Origin of the sequence: Arthrobacter sp. BE255 (assembly GCF_031457335.1) — a bacterium.
Classification (GTDB): Bacteria; Actinomycetota; Actinomycetes; order Actinomycetales; family Micrococcaceae; genus Arthrobacter.
This window is the reverse complement of sequence record NZ_JAVDWK010000002.1, coordinates 81,699-100,302: the sequence shown is the minus strand read 5'-3', so window position 1 is coordinate 100,302 and position 18,604 is coordinate 81,699. Positions and strand designations below refer to the sequence as shown.

Here is an 18,604-nt window from a genome sequence, read left to right as displayed (position 1 = left end):
ACAACAATGACTAAAACGCTCTACGCCGAATTCACCGTCAAGCCAGGCAGCGAAGACCGGGTGGCGGAGATGATGCGCCAGTTGACCAACGAAGTCCGGCAGGAACCCGGGAACCAGCTGTTCCTGCCCTACACCCGGGAAACGAATCCCCGTGAGTACTTCGTGTTCGAGGTCTATGAGGACGACGCCGCCTTCCAGGAGCACATCAGCGCCGATTATGGCGCACGGTTCAACGGCGAGCTCGCCGACCTGATCGAAGAGGACGGCTCCATACTGACCTGGCTCCAGCCGGTCCACTGACCTGCACGGGCACCAATCCTGGGCTTGTCCGCGATTCCCAACCTTCAAGGAACGGATCCGCGGACAAGCCCGGGACGGATCAGGCTACTTCTTGACCGGCTTGGCTAACGTGCTGAACATCGACTGCGCCAGCGGCGTGACCGTGATCGACTTCAGCTGGGCCGTGCCGCCGTCGGCAAAGAGCGCCACCTGGCCAGCCCCCGCTGCAGGGAACACCTGGTCTGTGATGGTCCGCTGCCCGCCCTGGGTGAAGACCTCCACGGATGACCTGTCGAGGTACACGCGCAGGGTTACCGTCCCGTCAGCGTCCAGGGTGACGGGCGCCGAGTCCACCGAGGTGAACAACGGGTGGAAGCCGATGTCGCCTGAGTTCTGCCTGTCCACGTACACCTCGCCCGTGGTCCGGTCGTAGCCGATGACGGTTGCGGCGCTGCCGTTCCCCAGCACGGTGATTCCAGCCCGTGACGCGGTGCCCGGTGCGAGCGTGACGTCGATCCGCTGGACCTGGCCCCAGGCGGCCGCCGGAAGCGCGGCTGTTCCCGGTGCTATGTCCCGGGTGCGTTTCTCGGCGTAGCTGGGCTTGGCGGCAAGGTCATCTACCTGCTTGACAGCCTTCTGGGTCAGGCGCGGTCCTGCCGGAGTCTGCGTCAGCGCGACTTCCCTGGGCAGCGACATGGCGCTGCGCCACGGCGCGGTGGGGATGGCCTGCGCGTAGTCCCAGTTGTTCATCCAGCCCAGCATCACGCGTTTGTCCTGCGGCATGTTGGCGAAGGAGACGGAGGCATAGTAGTCCCGGCCGTAGTCCAGCCAGTCGTAGGTCTGGATCCGCGGTGTGGCCGCCTGCCCGGATGCTACGAACTCGTCCGCCAGGATGTGGCCCCAGCCGAAACGGTTGTTGTCCACCACCCTGATGCTGGCCTGCCGTCCCTTGAATTCGGCAACGTGCCAGGACGCCCAGTCCAGGACCTCACTGTTCGCGCCGGTGGCGGTCCGGACCACCTGTCCATCCACCACTAGGTTCACGGTGGTCTCATCCGACCGCGGCACCGCTGCCTGGTCGGTGAGCATCACGTGGTCCAGCGTCAGGTGGCCCCAGCCGCCGGTGGCCTGGTCCACGATCCGCAGCTGTGCCTCCTGACCGGCGAACTCGGAAACGTCCCAGCCCTTCCAGTTCAGCGCGCCGGCGTCGTCCCCGGCCAGGCTGCGCACCACGTTGCCGTTCACCAGCAATTGGACCTCCAGCTGCTGGCCCGTGCCTGCGGCCCGGTGTCCGCCGCCCACCACCATGCTCATGAAGTCCCGTGAGAGCGTGAACGACGGCGACGTCATGGTTCCCTGCCTGTCGTCGCCCGGTGCGCCACCGGTATCAAACGTGTTGATCCGCTTGGCGCCGATATAGAAGTCACCGCCGGACGTGGCGGGCTGGAACGAAGGTGCGAGGTCGGCGGTACCGGTCCAGCCGGCGTCGGCCATTGACGTTCCGTCCGGAACCTCGAAGCCGTTGAACAGGAGGTCGCCGGCCGGCGGGGTGTTATCCAGCTTGTCGGAGACGCGGGGGTGCTGGCCGCCGCCTACCAGGAAGTTGAGGTAGTCGCTGGTGACGGTGAACTGCGGCGATTCCGCGGTGCCCACGGGCCAGTCGCCGTCGTTGAAGGAGTTGATCAGGCCTGCCCCGGCAAATCCGCTGACCGTGTTCTGTCCAGGCAGCGATCCGGTGGCCGGAGCATCGCCGAACGGGCCGTTCTTCCAGTTTCCGGGCTCGTTGGCCACGGTCCAGCCGTCGTAGGTGCCGTTGTTGAAACCCGCGAGCGGGGTTCCGGCGGGGAGGGCATCGCTTGCCTTGGTTGTGTCGGAGGTGAAGGTGGTGCCGTCGAAGTCGCCAACAAAGTACTGCCCGGCCGATCCGCCCGCGACGCCGCCGGGGTTGATGTTGACCACCATGACCCACTTGATGTTGGCGGGGTCGCCGTCAACAGCCAGCGGGAAGAGGTCCGGGCACTCCCAGAGCCCGCCCGTGGCGTTCGCGGGCCCGAACTCGCTCAGGAGCGTCCAGTCCTTGAGGTTCCCGGATTTGTACAGCAGGACCTTGTGATCGGTGGCCTCGACGGCGGCCATCACCCAGTAGCCGCCGCCATCCGGGGTGCTGTACCAAAAGACCTTGGGGTCGCGGAAGTTTGCCGAGTTCCGGTTCAGCACCGGGTTGGCAGCGTACTTGGTCCAGGTCTGGCCGTCGTCCAGGCTGTAGGCCAGGGACTGGGCCTGCAGTCCCTGGTGGGGCGAGCCCGGCTTGTACGCGCTGGTGAACACGGCCACCAGCGGCGGGTTCTCCGCGGTTCCGAACCCTGAGGTGTTGTCCTTGTCCACCACCACGCTGCCGGAGAAGATGTCCTGCTGGTCATCGGTGGCGATGGCCAGCGGCTGCTCCGTCCAGTGCGTCAGGTCCTTGGACGTGGCATGCCCCCAGGACATGTTGCCCCACGCGTTTCCCGAAGGGTTGTGCTGGTAATACAGGTGGTAGACGCCCTTGTGGAAGACCATTCCGTTGGGATCGTTCATCCAGTTCTGCTTCGGTGAGTAGTGGAAGGCCGGCCGGTACTGTTCCCCGCCGAGGGGCGTTCCGGAACCGGCGGCGTCGGAAACGGTCCGTGCGGCCGGTGCGTGGGTTTCAGCAGCAGTAGTGGCCGCCGTGCCCCAGGCCGGGCCGGATCCGGCGAGTGTTGCGGTGAGGCTGAGGCCAGCCAGGGTGAGTGCCGAACACGTACGGACTGTTCGGGATGTGTTGATCTGCATGGATAGGGGTTGCCCTTCATCGCGCGTGCCTATTGGATAGACAACGTTGTCAGTGACAGGAACGGTATGGGATGTCCACAAGACAAGTCAACGGTGTAAAACAGTCATGTCCCGGTCTTGAAGCGGTCCGGCGCCGGCCCCTGCAATAATCGGAACCAACGTGTGTCCGGGTGCAGCGAAGCCCGGCGCGCAAGCAACAACGTGCAAAGCATCAATGTAAGTTCGGGCCCATCACACCAGGCGAGGCGGACATCCATGAAGGCTCCAGACCAGCAGTACGCGCAGTTCTCCGAAATGCCGGGTTCCCCCGGCGGCGGCGGGGCGGCCGGTCGTGGGCCAGTGGATCAGCACCTCCTGCAGCGCCTCGCGGACGCTCACGGCGTGGGTACGTCGTTCCATGGCTGGGACGGACTGCCGCACAGCGTCGCCCCGGCCACCCTGATCAAGGTCCTGGCCGCGCTGGGGGTCCCGGCGCATTCCGATGAGCTGATCGAGGCTGCCCTGGCCGAGGCGGAACTGGCGCCGTGGCGGCGGATGCTGCCGCCCGCCGTCGTGGTCCAGCAGGGTGAAACCGCGCTGGTTCCCGTGCACGTCCGGGACGGCGCCACTGCCCGTCTGCACGTGGAGCTCGAAACGGGCACCGGCGGGCCCGTGGACGCCGTCCAGCAGGACATCTGGGTGCCGCCGCAGGACGTGGACGGCATCGCCACCGGGCGCGCCACGTTCGCCGTGCCGGAGGGTCTGCCGCTGGGCTGGCACACGCTGCATGCCGAGTCCGACGGCGTCACCGCCCAGGGTGCGCTGGTGGTGGTTCCGGCCCGGCTCACCACCGCCGCGCCGCTGTTGGAGCGCCGCGGCTGGGGCCTGGCCACGCAGCTGTATTCCGTGCGGTCCAAGCGGTCCTGGGGGATCGGCGACTTCGCGGACCTGGCGGACCTGGCCACCCTCAGCGGTGCCCGCGGCGCCGACTATGTCCTGGTCAACCCGCTGCACGCCGCCGAGCCCGTCCCGCCGGTCCAGCCCTCGCCTTACTCTCCGTCCACGCGCCGGTTCTTCAACCCGCTCTACATCCGGGTGGAGGCCATCCCCGAGCTTGCCTACCTGAAGCCGCGCAGGCGGGCCGCGGTGGACCGGCTCCAGGAACAGGTCCACGGACTGAACAGGGACGCCGAGAAGCTGGACCGGAACGCCGTCTACGCGGCCAAACTCCAGGCTTTGGAACTGCTGTACCACGCCCGCCGCGCCCCGGCGCGGCAGGCGGCGTTCGACGAATTCTGCCGGATCTCCGGCCAGGGCCTGGACGACTTCGCGCTGTGGTCCGCCATCCGCGAGGACCTGGCTCCGGAGGATCCGCTCTGGGCCGATCCGGACTGCGCCCTGGGATCCCCCGAGGCCGAATCGCTGAGGGAAAAGCTGGCGGACAGGATCGGCTTCCACCGCTGGCTGCAGTGGATCTGCGACGAGCAGCTGGAGAACGCGCAACAGGCGGCACGCCGCGCCGGGATGCGGCTGGGCGTGGTCCACGACCTGGCTGTCGGCGTTGACCTGAGCAGCGCCGACGCCTGGACGCTGCGCGGTGTCCTCGCCCCCGGCGTCAGCGTGGGCGCGCCGCCGGACATGTATAACCAGCTCGGCCAGGACTGGAACCAGCCGCCCTGGCATCCCACCCGGCTGGCTGAGGCCGGCTACGCACCCTTCCGCAACATGCTCTCAACGGTGCTTCGGCACGCGGGCGGCATCCGCGTGGACCACGTGCTTGGCCTGTTCAGGCTGTGGTGGGTCCCCGCCGGCAACTCGCCGCGGGACGGCGCCTACGTCAAGTACGACCACGATGCCCTGATCGGCATCCTGGCGCTTGAGGCCCAGCGCGCCGGTGCCGTGGTGATCGGCGAGGACCTCGGCACGTTCGAGCCGTGGGTCCGTGACTACCTTGCCGCGCGCGGCATCCTGGGGACGTCCATCCTGTGGTTTGAGAACGACGGCGACTCGCCCCTTCCGCCGGAAAGGTACCGCACGCAGGCCCTCGCCAGCGTCAATACGCACGACCTGCCGCCCACCGCCGGCTACCTGGCCGGAAACCATGTGGCGCTTCGCAGCAGGCTGGGCCTGCTGGAGCGTTCCGAGGCGGAGGAGCTGGCGGAGCACACGGCCACGCTGGAAAAGATGATGGGACTGCTGCGCGAACGCGGGCTCCTGCCCGGAAGCGACGCCAGCGAGGAGCGCACCATTGTGGCGCTGCACCGCCTGCTTGCCCAGTCGCCGTCGGTCCTGCTCGGGGTGGCACTGGTGGATGCGGTGGGGGAGCGGCGGGTGCAGAACCAGCCCGGCACCACCGAGGCGCTGTACCCGAACTGGCAGGTCCCGCTGGGCGGTCCGGACGGAAAGCCGGTGTTCATTGACGACCTCCCCGCCAACGAGCGGTTCAACACTTTGCTGGCCGCAGTCTCGGAGGCGCTCTCATGAGCGCGGGGCCTGTACTCGTAGTCGGCGGCACCGGCATGCTGGGCAGCCAGGTTGCCACGGAGCTGCTCAAACGCGGAAAGCAGGTGCGGGCGCTGGTCCGTCCGGGCTCCGACGCGTCCCGGCTCGAAGCCGCCGGAGTGGAGATCGCACGGGGCGACATGATGGACGCCTGGTCGCTGCTGCTGGCAATGGAGGGCGCCGACGCCGTGATCACCTCCGCGGCCGGCTACACCCGGCACCGCAAGGGCGACACCCCTAAAACCGACACCGTGGGCAACACCAACCTTGTGGAGGCAGCCAGCCGCACGGGCATCCGGCGCTTTGTCCTGACCAGCATCCTCACCTGCGACCAGACGCCGCAGGTTCCGCACTTCTGGCACAAAAAGCTCACGGAGGACCGGTTGGAGCAATTGGGCGTCCCGTTTGTGGCGCTCCGACCCGGCGCATTCCTGGACCAGGTCACGCGGTTCGGCGGCGATCCGTTCAGGAAAGGACGGCTCACGTGGATGGGATCGCCCCGGATCCCGTTGACCTTTGTGCTCACGTCCGATCTCGCCGGCTACCTCGCGGAGGCAGTTGACCTTCCGGATCTCGAAGGCCGGCGCATCGACATCGGCTGGGACCGGCCAGTGGGCATGCAGGACGTCGCGGACATTGCCGGGCGGCTCACCGGCAAAACCCTCAGTGTCCGCACCGTGCCTGCCGGCATTCTGCGCGCGGCGGGAACGATGCTGGCACCGGTCAGCCCCATGGCCAAGGACCTCGCCGCCATGATCGAGTGGTTCCAGACCGGCCGCTATGTCGCGGACACCACCCTCCAGCGGCAGTTCTTCGGTGAGCCGCCCACTGCCGAGCTCGCCATCCGGCGGTTTGTCACGGGCCTGGGGCAGCCACTCAAGGGCTGACACTCGTCTACCACTGCCCCATCAAGCAACGCGGGGTCACTCCCTGCCCTTCCAAGGACTCATATTGGGCAATAAATGACCCCGCGTTGCTCTATGAAGGGGTTAGCCCGCCGTGAGCAGGTGGGTGACGTGGTCGTACCGGAAGGTGACCGGGCCGCTGTCGTGCGTGTAGGAGATGTCGCCGCCGTTGGCCATGCCGTCAGCGCCGTAGTTCAGTGTCCAGCTGCGGTTCAGCGCAGCCTTGAACTGATACGTGCCGGCCGGCAGGTCAGGCACAGCCAGTTTCCACACCATGGTTGCCGGGTCCAGGGTCAACTGGGCCTGGTCGCAGGCGGGATCCCAGTCGGCAGCGCAGCCGAGCTCGCTGTCCAGGCTGCCGGCGATGGCAACCGCCCCCGGCTGTTGCGAGGCGTATACGGCACTGACGACGTGCGTGCTGTTGTCGTAGCGGAACGTGACGGCCCCGCCTGGGTGGTCCAGGACGATGTCCGGCCCGTTGAGGACCCCGCCGGCGCCGTAGTTCACATCCCAGGTGCCGTTGAGCGCGGCCTTGTATTTGTACTGTCCGGCGGGCAGGTCAACGGTCAGCCGCCAGATCCTGTCCGCCGGATCGAGGGTCATCATGGCCTGCGGGCAGGCAGGATCCCATTCTGCGCACGCCATCTGCAGGTTCAGGTCCCCGGCCACAGTCACCGAGCCGGGCTGCGGCGCTTCCCCCACGAACACCGTCCGCGCTTCGCTGGCCACGCTGAAGCCGGGCCCCGTCATGGTGGCGCGGTACTGCACCCTCGTGCCGTCGGCCAGTTCCAGGGCCGCCAGGTCATCCACCACCGAATACACCGGCGAGGAATCGTCCGAGCCCACGGCCGTCCACTCTCCGCCGGCCACGCTGCGCTCGAAGGACACCACGTGGCTGGATTTCTCCGGATCGGCTGTGGCGCTGAGCTCCACGGAACCCTCCACGCTGCTGCCCTCAACCGGCTTCTGAATGGTCAGGACCGGCGCCGGAACCGACGCTGCCTTGGACGCGCTGGTGGCTGTGTGGCCGCCGTTGTCCAGGACGGTGGCCCGGTATTCGAGGGCGGTACCGGCATCCAGGCCCGCGACGTCGTGGAACACCTGGTAGGGGGCGGTGTCGTCGGTGCCGATCGGCGCCCAGCCACCGCCGGCTGTTTTCGCCTCGAAGGTGACCTCGTAGAACGAAGCACCGCCGACGTCGGCCGTTACCTTGATCCGGCCGTTGTCAGCGGGTGCCGCGGCAGGTTCCTGGAGCGCGACGGCGGGAGCGGCCTTGGAGTGCGGAATGCGGCCCGAGGACTGGTAGACGACGGCGGACAGCGGCGGTACGGTGACCGTCAGCTTCCCGTCCGCTGAGGTCTTGGCTTCCTCGGCGGCGGCGCCGTAAATCCGGGTGTACGTGCGCTTGTCGATGTAGGTGGGCACGTCCGCCGTCTGCGGCTGCTCGCTGTTGTTCAGGGCAACGACGTATTCGCGCTGGTCTTCGGAGTCCGTGCGCGAGAAGGCATAGATCCCGGGACCATCGGAGGCGTAGCGGTGCTGGTGGGCGCCGTCGCGCAGGGCCGGGTGTTCCTTGGTCAGGGCCGCGAGCTGGCTGATCTTGGCGTACAGCGGGTGGCCGGCGTTGAAGTTGTCGGTGGCGTGCGTGGCGTCGGTTCCCAGCAGGTCGTCGTCGAGGTACTCCGGAACCTGGCTGGCGAAGAGTGTCTGCCGGGCATCCTGGTCCCCGCCCGGGCCGGTGAAGCCCTGCTCGTCGCCGTAGTAGATCACCGGGTTGCCGCGGGAGAAATACATCAGTTCGTGGGCGAGCTGGTCGCGGGCCACCTGCTCAGTGTCGGTTGCCCCGGGGTTGTCGGCCGCGATGAAGCTGCCGATGCGGCCCATGTCGTGGTTGCCCAGGAAGGTGGGCAATTGGTAGACGTTGGAATCAGCGTCCGTATACCAGTCGTCTCCGGCGAAGAAGGTCTCCAGGGAGCGGGTGGCCTGGCCCTTGGAAGCGAAGCTGCGCGCGGCGTCCTGGAACGGGAAGTCCAGTACGGCCTGCATCTGGTTGCGGGTGGTGAACTGCGAGGTGAATGACTTGGACGTGTCGAAGACTTCGCCGAACATAAAGAACTCGTCCTTGCCCTGCGCCTTGGCGTAGCTGAGGACCTCCGGGCCGAATTCCTGCCAGAACTCGTTGTTGACGTGCTTCATGGTGTCGATCCGGAAGCCGTCCACGCCGAAGTCCCCGATCCAGGTCTTGTAGATCTCCTCCATGCCGTCCACCACTTTGGGGTTCTCGGTGAAGAGGTCATCCAGGCCGAAGAAGTCGCCGTAGTAGGAGTCCTCGCCCTGGAAGGTAGTGTCGCCGCGGTTGTGGTAGAGCGTGGGATCGTTCAGCCAGCTGGGGACTTTCAGGTTCTGTTCTGCCTCATCCAGGACAGGTGTGTACGGGAAGGACGTTGCTGCGTCGAGTGCCGGGAAAGCGTCAGTGCCGGCGAAGTCGCGGTCGTCGAACGCCTCACCTGCCGCGGTTTTGTAGGGCTCGGTGTCCTTGGAGACGTAGGGCTGGCGTGCGCCCTCCTGGTAGCCGATCACGTCCGCGGTGTGGTTGGTGATGATGTCGAAGTAGACCTTCATGCCGCGCAAGTGTGCCTCGTCAATGAGGGCCTGCAGTTCGTCGTTGGTGCCCAGGTGGGGATCAATCTGGGTGAAGTCGGTGACCCAGTAGCCGTGGTAGCCGGCCGACTTGTCCTCCGGCTGGACCGCCTTGTTCTTGAAGCTCGGCGTCAGCCAGATGGAGGTGGTGCCCAGGCCCTGGATGTAGTCGATCTTGTCCAGCAAACCGGTCAGGTCTCCGCCGTTGTAGAAACCCTTTTTGGTTGGATCGAAGCCGGACACCATGGGGTCGGTGCCCAGCCCGCCGTCGTCATTGGCTGTGTTCCCGTTGCTGAAACGGTCCGCCATCACAAAATAGAAGTTCTCGTCCGTCACCGGGGCGCGGAGTGAATGAAGGGCCGACGCCGACCCCGGGTCCTTGGGGCCCGGCGCCGCCTGCGCAGGGAGCACAGCAGTGGCGGCGGCCACGGCCGCGGCCAGGATGCCGGCAGCGGCGCGGAAGGGCACGGTGCGCAGGAGCCTTGTTCGGCTGGGCGGTGGGCAGGCTTGGGTGGCTGGATCGAGGCCTGGGGTGGAGCTTCTGGGGGTGCGGGAGTTCACGTCAGGAGACCTTCCTGGGTTAGCGGCGCTGCTGTACAGGCTTGCTGTAGGCAAGTGAATACTGCTCGGTGGTGGTCGGTCCGGCAGGATCCTCGAGGGGTGCTCCCGTGAACCAAGTCACAACTGTAAGCGCTTGCACTGAATAAATCCAGTGTTTAGGGAAGGTCGGAAAGCTAGTTCGCGGGCACCAGCGCGGTGGGTGACGGCGTCTTGAGGAGCTGAAGAACCGGCCCGGGCAGGCCGGTGGCCGGGTCCAGTTCGAAGGTTGCAACGTCGCCGGAGCGCTCGTGCGCCACGTGCAGCCACCGGCCGAGGACCAGGTGGTGCCGGGGCCAGTCGCCGCCGCTGGCGATGTTCCCGACCGGCGAGAGACCGGTGCCGTCCGGGCCGACCTCCAGGACGCTGATCCGGTTGGAGCCCCGGACTCCCACGTAGGCGTAGGTGCCGCCGGGCCCCAGGCAGATCTCCGCTGCGGAATCGCCCGGGAGCGCTCCGCCGGACGTTGCTGACCCGGTGTTCAGCAGCGTGAACCTGCCGTCTTCACCGGCGGCCACCACGAAGACCTCGATCGAGTATTCCGACACTACAAAGACGCTCCCGCTGGGGTGCTGGACCAGATGGCGTGGGCCGCTGCCCTCCGGGAGGACAACCTCATGGTCCGGCGTGAGCCCTTCTCCGGGGACGTAGTTCCAGATCCGCAGGGTGTCGTGGCCCAGGTCGGTGGTCATGGCCCGGCCGTCGGCAAGCATCAGGCTGGCGTGCGCCCGGCTTTGCCGCGGCTCGTTGGTGCTGAGGCTGTGGCTTTCGCTGTGGTGGGGATCAACCGACGGTGCTGCCTGGAACCGCCCTGTTATGCCGCCGTCGTGATCCAGTTCGTAGAGCAGTACCTGCCCGTCGCCCCAGCACGCGGCCATGAGGAAGCGGCCTGCGGGGTCAACGGCGACGTGGCAGGTGGCAGCACCGGCAGGCTGCGGTTCGCCGATCGGTTCCAGGCCAAACTCTCCGGTGCGTCGGAAGGCGCGGACCATCCGGCGCTGCTCGGCGACGGCGTAGACCACCGGCAACGTGGGGTGAACGGCAACGAACGACGGCGAATCGGCCGTGACTGCCGTCCCCAGCCATTCGAGCGTGCCGTCGTTGCTGGCCGCGATGGCGCCGATACCCTCTGCCTGGCCGCCGCCGTCGGCTGTGTACGTGCCGGTCCAGATGAGGGTCTGCTGCTCCGCGGAAGTCATGCGTTCCATCCTGCCAACATTTTGCTTCTGCGGCTGGATTGCGACGTCAGTTAGCATGGGAGTTCCAGTCAAGGCAGAAGGAGGTGAGTGAGATTACCGCTTCATCAGTTTCGGGTACTCCATCACCCTGCCGTTCGGGCCGCCAGGCTTAAATGACGCGCGGAGTGCCCCATCGGCTCACCGAAAGGCGTCCCATGCCAGCTCCTGAACTATTCTCTGATTCCCTCACATTTGGCCATGTTGTCTCTGCGCTGCGGGCAGCCGGCTGCGTTTTCGCCGAAGATGAGGCCCGCTTGCTCCTGTCCGAGGCCACCAGCACTCTTGAACTAGCCGAATGGGTGGATCGCCGCGTTGCCGGCGAACCCCTGGAATACATCCTCGGCTGGGCTGAGTTTTGCGGACTACGGATAGCGGTGGATCCCGGCGTTTTTGTGCCACGCCGGCGCACCGGGCTGCTGGTCTCCGAAGCGGTGACGCTTCTGCAGGAAGGTATCGCAACGGTTGGTTTCGCCACGGTTGATCCCACGACGGAAGCCCTCGCCGCACCGGCCGGCCCGCCGGCCACGCCGCGCACGCCCGGCACGCCGCTCACGCCTGCAGGAATTGTGGTGGATCTGTGCTGCGGATCAGGGGCAGTTGGGGTGGCGATTGCCTCCCGGGTGCCCGGCGTCGAACTCCACGCCGCGGACATTGACCCCGTTGCCGTGAGCTGCGGGCGCCGGAACGTCACCAGGGTAGGCGGGCAGATCTATCAGGGCGACTTGTACTCGGCGTTGCCTTCCAAGATCCGTGGGCGTGTTCGGCTCCTGGCCGTGAACGCTCCGTATGTTCCCACTGGCGCGCTGTACACCATGCCGCTAGAGGCAAGGAATTACGAACCGCGTATATCGCTCGACGGCGGCACCGACGGATTGGACCTCCACAGGCGGGTGATTGCGGAGGCCGCGGAATGGCTGGCTCCTGGCGGGCATCTCCTGATCGAAACGAGTGAACGGCAGGCGGCCGGAACCGCCGCGATTATGGCTTCTGCGGGTTTCGCCGCCCGGACTGTCCACTCGGATGAACTGGACGGAACGGTAGTCATCGGCTCGGCGCCGCGTCGTAGTCCGCGCGCGCCCGGCCACCATCTTTCCTAGGAGACTGCTGAATAAGCGGGATTGTGGGGCGGGCGGAACGCCACCAATGGGCCGTCTAGCGGCGTGTTCTGGTCAGTACCCTTGGGTGCGATAACGGGGTCGTTCCGCCCGCTTTGCGTACATTCTGCCCCTGATATGGGACGTCATCCAGTGGTTATTGAGTCGCCGGGGTCCGGTCGGTTTATCCCAGCGTCCATGATCCCTGGTTCACTCTCAGTCCCAGGGCGAGTAGGCGGCGCAGGTTTAGTCCGGCTATCCGTAGTTGCAGCCACGCGTTGTTCCGGCTGGTGCCGCGGTGCCGAACGCGTCGGTTGCCGCGGGTGAGCCAGGCGATGGACCGCTCGACCATCGGCCTGTGCCTGCGGTAAGCGTCCCGGAAGGCCGGGTCCGCGGCGCGTTGACGGTGCTCGCGCTGCAGCGCGTCGTGTTCGTGGAGATCGAGCTTGCGTCCCCGCGGTGAGGCGGTGCACCGGTGCCGGAGTGGGCAGCCGGTGCAGGCGGCACCGAACGTGACCCGCCGCTTGGCGGTGATCTTCCTGGTGATACCGTTCGGACAGGTCGCGGTGCCGGCTGCTTCATCGACGGTGAAATCGTCGAGGGTGAACCCGCCTTCGACGGCCGGGCGCAGCGGCCAGGGTTTGATCACCGGGGTATGCCCGGTGCGGGCAAGGGCAGCGAGCATTTCCCCGGAACCGTAGGCCGAGTCGGCCAGGACGTCCACGCTGTTGCCGGCGATCGTAGGATCCATGCCGATCAGCCGCGCACCGACGGCACTGTCGCTGTTCTCCGCTCCCGAGGCCTTGGTCAGCTCCGCAGCGGTGATCAGCCCGGTATCGGGCTCGATGACAATATGGGCCTTGAACCCGTCCTGCTGCCGGGACTGGGTTTTGTGCGCGTGCCTAGTGTCCGGGTCCACGGTGGAGATCATCCGGTCCGGGGCGACCTTCCGGGCGATACGCCACCGACCGTCGGTCCCGTCCGAGTCCTCGGCCGGTTCCACGTCCTGCCCGGCAACCAGTGCAAGCAGCGCGTACGCATCGGCCGCCCTGCCGTCCAAGGTCTCGGGACCGACCGCGGCCAACAGAGCCAGCGCATCCGTGATCAGCGCGGAAACCAGCCCGTCTTTGGCGTCCTGGTCATCCCAGACGATGTCCGGTTTGCCGGTGCGCGTGTAGTCATAGCCCGTGGCCTGGGCGGTCAGGAGTTCCTGCCCGCCAGGGACATCACGGCCGAAGCGGCGTATCCCCGCGATCAGCTGCGTAATGGTGTCCTGCCTCGCGACCGCGTCATCAAGAACCGTCGAATCCACAGCCCTCCGGCGCCTGCCCTTCAGCGCGCCGGTCTCGGCGACGACCTCCGCAATCGCTTCCATGATCCGGTGCGGATTCCCGGAACCGGCCAACCGCCTGCGCCAATACGTCAGCGTGCTCGGGTGTAACGCGGTATCAGTCAGCCCGTACCCGCACGCGGCCTTCCACCGCAGATCAAAGGTCAAAGCCTCCGCGGTCTCCCTGTCAGAGAGGCCCTGCAACGCCTGCAACACCAGCACCGACCCGATAACCGGCGCCGGAACCGACTGCCGGCCACGCCGCGACGGAAAGAGGTCCTCCATCATCGAATCCGGAAACAACCGCCCCCGATGCCTGGCCAGAAAAGCGAAGACACTGCCCGGAACCAACAACTCCCCGGCCAGCGCCTCCACATCCAAATACCCGCGTTGCGCATCCTCGCGTCCCTGCATAAGACCAGTCTTAACCACCAGGCCCGCGAGTCCAGCCGACCCGCCCACCCCGTGACTAATTCAGCAGTCTCCTAGGCCTTCCCGTTCCCGATTTCCCGCGCGGCCCGCGCCGCGCGCCCGCCGGGCACGGGTCGCACGTCTGGCACTGCCGGTGTCGACCGATCCCGGTTCCATTCTTGTTCGGGCGTTGCCGTTTGTTGCTGTGGGTGGTTATTCGCGGGGTGGCGGTGGGGGTTTGAAGTAGTGGTTTTGTTGTGGTTTTTGGGTGGGGTCGATGTGGCGTGGGGGTGTGTACCAGGGCACGCCGTTTTGGTTGGTGATGGTCCATTGTTCTTTGTGGACGAGGTGATGGTGGTGGGTGCATAGGAGTGCGCCGTTGTTGAGATCGGTGGGGCCGTCGTGGGACCAGTAGGTGATGTGGTGTGCTTCGCACCAGGGCGCGGGGGTGGTGCAGTTGGGGAAGGTGCAGCCTTGGTCGCGGGCTGTGAGGGCGGTGCGTTGGGCTGGGGTGAAGAGCCGGGTTTTACGGCCGAGGTCCAGGATTTCGCTGTGGGTGCCGAGGAGGGCGGGGATGATGTCGGCATCGCAGGCGATTTTGCGCAGTGTGGTGGCGGCGACGGGGCCGGTGAAGACGAAGGTTCCGGTCCCGGTGGCTGTTTCTTCAGGCGCGGCGTCGGTGCCGGGGTCGGGGAAGAGGTCTTGGTAGTTGATGGTGGCGATGATTTGGGGGCGGTTGCCGCCGGTGGTGGGCAGGGTGGTGGTGTTCAGGCCGGCTTTGACGGCGCCGATGATGCCGTCGAGTTGTTTCTGGGACCGGGTGCGGCGGTCCAGGTCTATCTCGTTGTCCTGCCAGATGTCCCCGGCGCCGGAGCCGCTGACGGTGCCCTTGTCAGCCCCGCTTGTGTCTGGGCTGGTGGTGCGGGGGTTGGTGGCGGTGTTCATGACGGTGAGGAGGTGTTCGTATTGGTCGGTGGTGGCGAAGATTTCGAGGTGGTGCAGGCCGTGGCGGGGTTTGCGGATGAACGCGCCCTGGGTGTGGCGGAGGGTTTCTTCGCTGGGTTCGGTGCCGTCGGCGTCGAGGGTGTCTGCCCAGCGGCGGGCGACGCGGGTGAGGAAGTCCGGGTCTGCGGTGGCGGCGGTGCGGGTGAGGTCCTGCTCGATCCGGGCGAGGGTTTCGGGGGTGGTCTGGTGTTGGAGCCGGTTCAGGGTGAGGCTGATGATCGTTCCGGCCCGGGATGACACAGCCGGGCTCGCGAAGGAAACGTCCGGCCCGCTTTCGTCCGTGTCTGTGTCCGGGGCAGTGCTGGTGTCCGTGCCGGTAGCCGTTTCGCTGTCGGGGGTGGTGCTGGTTGTTGGTGCCAGTCCTGCGGCGAGGTGTTCGCGGAGCGCGGGTGTGGTGTCGCCGGTGAGGGTGGTGGCGGGCAGGACGCAGTGGGCGAGGTGGAGGCGGCGGCGGGCTTCGCTGACACCGATCCGGAGCCTGACGCGGAGGAATTCTTCGGTGTTCTTGCACCCGTCATCGGCCGGTGACGGCGGAACCGTGCGCGCAGGGACCGGCGCCGTCCTGCCACCCGCGGAGGCGGCGGGCCAGGAGGTGTCGGTTTCGTTCAGGGTTTCGGTGCCGTTGTCCCAGCCTGTGACCCAGGACCGGGCGGATCTGGAGCGGGCGGTTGCTGCGTCGGTGATGGCCTGGGTGCGGGTGTGGTCCACGGCGCCGGCGCTGAGGATCTGCAGGTATTCCACGGTCCGGGAGAGTTCCTCGGCCATGCCGGCGTATTGCGCGGCTTCGGCGTAGTCGGCCATCGCCAACGCCCCGGGAGCCGCGATCGCCGCAGCGTTCACCACCGCAATGGCGTGGAGGAGTGCGCCGGCCCCGGCCCCGTATCCGCCGGATCCGGAAGCTTCGGCGGCCGCAATACTCGCGGCCGGTGCGGCAGCCTCAACGAGCCCGGGGGTTTCGGCGGTGTCCCGAAGCCCGACAGCCTCCGTGAAAGGAGTGCAGCTGACGCCCAGCCGTTCAGGCCGGTCGGCCCGGGCACCGCCGCCGAAACCGCGGCCGCTGGAAGCGCCCCCAACAGGCGAATCAGCACGATTTCGCACGCCGGCATGGCCGCCGTGCCCCGCGCGCTGAACCCTAAGAGCTTCCATAGAAACACTCTTCCAGAGGGGTACGACAATTAAGGTCCGCACCGATTCCGGTCCGGAGAACCCATCGGCGGGAAACGAAAAACCAGGCCGCAACTGGCCCGGCGCCGGCGCTGCCGTCGAACGTCAGACTCTTGGAAGCGCCCCCAACAGGCGAATCAGCACGATTTCGCAGGCCGGCATGGCCTCCGCGCCCCGCGCGCTGAACCCTAAGAGCTTCCATAGGAACACTCTGCCAAAGGGGTACGACAATTAAGCCCAGCACCGATTCCGCGCCCAGGAACCAACGGCGGGCCGGGCGACCCACCCGGGCGCCGCCGTCGAACGCTCCATGCGACTCAGCCCCGCCGCGGGAACCGGCACGCGAAAGTACGGCAGTTGAACCGCTGTGCTCCGCCTGCTGATCCGCAATGGCCTCCATAGGAATACTCTGCCAAGGGAGTACGACAGTAACGGCGCAGCACGAACCCGGGTCAATCCCGCAGCAGGTGTCCGGCCGCTCACCTGGGAATGGAGTTATATACGGAGGACATCAGCGCCGACATTTTGATGGTGCTCACCACGAAACTGAGGAAGACAACCCCGATCAGCACCCAAATTGGCGCGAGCCCCCGTCCCGGAGCAACCTTGGCCACGATCACCGAGCGGCCGATCACGTACACCGGGCCGCTGAGGAAGCTCCACGCCCAGTGGAACGGCCTGGTTACGCCGTCGCGTTTGAGCCGTTCGCTGTCGAAATAGGCCAGGAGAACAGTCGCCGCGTATGTCAGGAAGCCCGAGAAGACGAGGAGGAAATAGACCGGCGTGAAGATCGACGACGGGTCCACCGTTGGCCTCTGTTGACTTCCGACGTAAATAACACGGAAATCCGGGTTCCAAAACAGCAGCAGCACCATAGTCAGCAACGGGAGCAGCGTGATGATCCAAATGAGCGGATTATAGACCGGGGTTTCGCGGCTGATAAGCGGACGTTGGGGTGCGTATGGCGTATTCGCGTACGGATTGGTGTAGGCAGTCGGAACATGCGGCGTGCTGAACTGGTCGGTCCACGCCGAACCGTCCCACCACCGGAACCGCCCCGTCCCTGCAGGATCGGGATACCAGCCTGAAGGAACAACGGGGGCGCCGCCCGAAGTGCTCATTTTTGCCTAACCGTCCCACGCCTCGCGCAACGCACGGACTATCTGACTCTCATCACAGCACTCATTCAGCGCTTTGGCGAGAGGCAAAAAGGAGCTGCAGCTTGGGCTCCCGAAATGTGCCGTGCGGCATTGGAGCGTCCGTTGCGCCTACCAGCGGAAGCGCGGACGATGATTCCATGAGCGGAAAGTCGGCGAGCGAAAAGCCCGGTCCTTCACGACGACGGAAATGGACTATCGCGACGGTCGTTGCAGCGGTAGCGCTCGTGATTGGGTTTGTGGTGTTTAAGCCGTGGCTGCTCTTTGTGGACGTGCGGGTGGACGAGCAGCTCCCCATCGTTGCCAGCGCTCCCGCGCAGGCACAACCGACCCCGCCTACGCCCCTAACCTCGACGCCGGGCACGTCAACGCCGGGCACCCCACCATCAACAACTACGACGCCGACACCCACTCCCGCGGGCCCGGTACAGCTTGCGGCGGGCACCCTGATCAGCCATGAACACACCACCACGGGCACCGTCCGGATCGTCCAGCAGCCGGATGGTTCCAGGGTGCTCACGCTGGAGAACCTGGATACGTCGAACGGACCGGATGTGCATGTTTGGTTAAGCGCAGCCCACGTGGTGGAAGGGACGGCGGGATGGTTCACGGCCGGCTCGGCGGACTACTACGACCTCGGCATGATCAAGGGAAACCAGGGAAATCAGGTGTACCCGATTCCGGCCGACGTAGACCTCTCGAAGTACCCCGCGGTGGACCTGTGGTGCGTCCAGTTCAGCGTGTCGTTCGGGGCTGCCGAGCTGGTCACCTGAGCCCGCGTTTCGCGGCCACACCGTGAAACGCCGCCGGCCGCCGCGTCCCCCAAGGATCGCGACGGCCAGCAAGGTCAATCAGTTTTAGCACAGTTATGCCAAGAGCCTTCTACGCGGAGTAGAAGCAGCGTAACTTTTCGTCCGGAACGGTCCGGAACCGGGGGATCAGTCGCGCTTCGGGTCCACGTTGGTGGCCGCACCTGCGGGGGTTGCGCCGCCTTCATCGGACCAGTCCTGGCCCGTGGCGTCGTTCAGCGCGGGGTCCGAATGAACATCGGACGTGCCCAGGTTGACCGTTTCCGGATGCGTGCTGTGAGCCGGGACGTGGTCGCCGGTGCCGGGCGCGCCGGTGGAGGCGCCGACGTCGGACGTTTTGGCTTTGCCGTTGCTGGACGCTGTGTCGTGGTGCATGGCTGAGCCGATCACGGTTCCGGCGCGGCGGGCCGCCTCACCCAACTGGTCCGCCACCTCCGGAGCCTTTTCCTTGATGGCTTCCGTGGCGGCCGCGACCTTGTCCTGGACGGGCTTGCTGTCCCAAAGACCCGCTGCCTGGGCCTTCAGCTTGTCGTAAGCCGCCCGGCCGGACCGCGATCCCAGGACGTAGCCCGCAGCGATCCCGATACCCAAAAGAAGTTTGTTTTTCATGATGAACTCCTGCTCCGTGAGAAGGTTTTCAATCCGGTCCAGTGGCCGGGGGAAAAGAGAACCGGCCCGGGGAT

At 66.4% G+C, this 18,604-nt stretch carries 12 protein-coding genes; 5 read left to right on the top strand and 7 right to left on the bottom strand.

The features are described 5' to 3' along the window. The first annotated feature begins 6 nt into the window (after positions 1–6). Positions 7–300, top strand: a complete 294-nt coding sequence (locus J2X42_RS03810; protein ID WP_310162375.1) for a putative quinol monooxygenase — start codon at positions 7–9, stop codon at positions 298–300. An 84-nt stretch (positions 301–384) separates the two neighbouring features. Here J2X42_RS03810 and J2X42_RS03805 read toward each other — a convergent pair whose 3' ends face one another. Beyond that, entirely contained in the window at positions 385–3,090 is a 2,706-nt protein-coding gene (locus J2X42_RS03805) for a GH32 C-terminal domain-containing protein (RefSeq protein ID WP_310162372.1), read from the bottom strand. A 255-nt stretch (positions 3,091–3,345) separates the two neighbouring features. On the opposite strand from J2X42_RS03805, the gene malQ reads away from it, so the two are divergent. Both malQ and J2X42_RS03795 read left to right on the top strand, forming a co-directional pair. Beyond that, entirely contained in the window at positions 3,346–5,553 is a 2,208-nt protein-coding gene (malQ, locus tag J2X42_RS03800; RefSeq protein ID WP_396134014.1) for a 4-alpha-glucanotransferase, read from the top strand. Beyond that, entirely contained in the window at positions 5,550–6,458 is a 909-nt protein-coding gene (locus tag J2X42_RS03795) for an SDR family oxidoreductase (RefSeq protein WP_310162370.1), read from the top strand. Before malQ ends, J2X42_RS03795 begins: the two co-directional genes overlap by 4 nt. Before the next feature lie 102 nt (positions 6,459–6,560). On the opposite strand, the gene J2X42_RS03790 is transcribed toward J2X42_RS03795, so the two are convergent. Both J2X42_RS03790 and J2X42_RS03785 read right to left on the bottom strand, forming a co-directional pair. Beyond that, positions 6,561–9,584, bottom strand: coding sequence for an alpha-amylase family glycosyl hydrolase (locus J2X42_RS03790; protein ID WP_310162368.1), 3,024 nt, complete (start codon positions 9,582–9,584; stop codon positions 6,561–6,563). A gap of 266 nt (positions 9,585–9,850) precedes the next feature. Next, a complete protein-coding gene (locus J2X42_RS03785; protein WP_310162366.1) occupies positions 9,851–10,912 on the bottom strand; it encodes a beta-propeller fold lactonase family protein in 1,062 nt (353 codons plus the stop codon). A gap of 194 nt (positions 10,913–11,106) precedes the next feature. Between J2X42_RS03785 and J2X42_RS03780 the strand changes: the two genes are divergently transcribed. Continuing rightward, entirely contained in the window at positions 11,107–12,048 is a 942-nt protein-coding gene (locus J2X42_RS03780; RefSeq protein WP_310162364.1) for a methyltransferase, read from the top strand. 181 nt (positions 12,049–12,229) lie between these two features. Here the strand turns inward: J2X42_RS03780 and J2X42_RS03775 are convergent, their stop codons facing one another. The 3 genes from J2X42_RS03775 to J2X42_RS03765 all read right to left on the bottom strand — a co-directional run bounded on the left by J2X42_RS03775 (position 12,230) and on the right by J2X42_RS03765 (position 17,076). Further along, positions 12,230–13,789, bottom strand: a complete 1,560-nt coding sequence (locus J2X42_RS03775) for an IS1182 family transposase (protein WP_310162362.1) — start codon at positions 13,787–13,789, stop codon at positions 12,230–12,232. 210 nt (positions 13,790–13,999) lie between these two features. Beyond that, positions 14,000–15,937 carry a DUF222 domain-containing protein gene (locus J2X42_RS03770; protein ID WP_310162361.1) on the bottom strand — a complete coding sequence of 646 codons (1,938 nt, stop codon included), beginning with the start codon at positions 15,935–15,937 and terminating at the stop codon, positions 14,000–14,002. Between the two features lie 497 nt (positions 15,938–16,434). Further along, the gene (locus J2X42_RS03765) at positions 16,435–17,076 is read right to left on the bottom strand and encodes a DUF2510 domain-containing protein (protein ID WP_310162360.1); all 642 of its coding nucleotides are present in this window, start codon (positions 17,074–17,076) and stop codon (positions 16,435–16,437) included. 176 nt (positions 17,077–17,252) lie between these two features. On the opposite strand from J2X42_RS03765, the gene J2X42_RS03760 reads away from it, so the two are divergent. Beyond that, a complete protein-coding gene (locus J2X42_RS03760; protein WP_310162358.1) occupies positions 17,253–17,885 on the top strand; it encodes a DM13 domain-containing protein in 633 nt (210 codons plus the stop codon). Between the two features lie 165 nt (positions 17,886–18,050). Here the strand turns inward: J2X42_RS03760 and J2X42_RS03755 are convergent, their stop codons facing one another. Further along, positions 18,051–18,530 (bottom strand): hypothetical protein, encoded by a 480-nt coding sequence (locus J2X42_RS03755; protein ID WP_310162355.1) that lies wholly within the window; start codon positions 18,528–18,530, stop codon positions 18,051–18,053. Positions 18,531–18,604 lie beyond the last annotated feature (74 nt).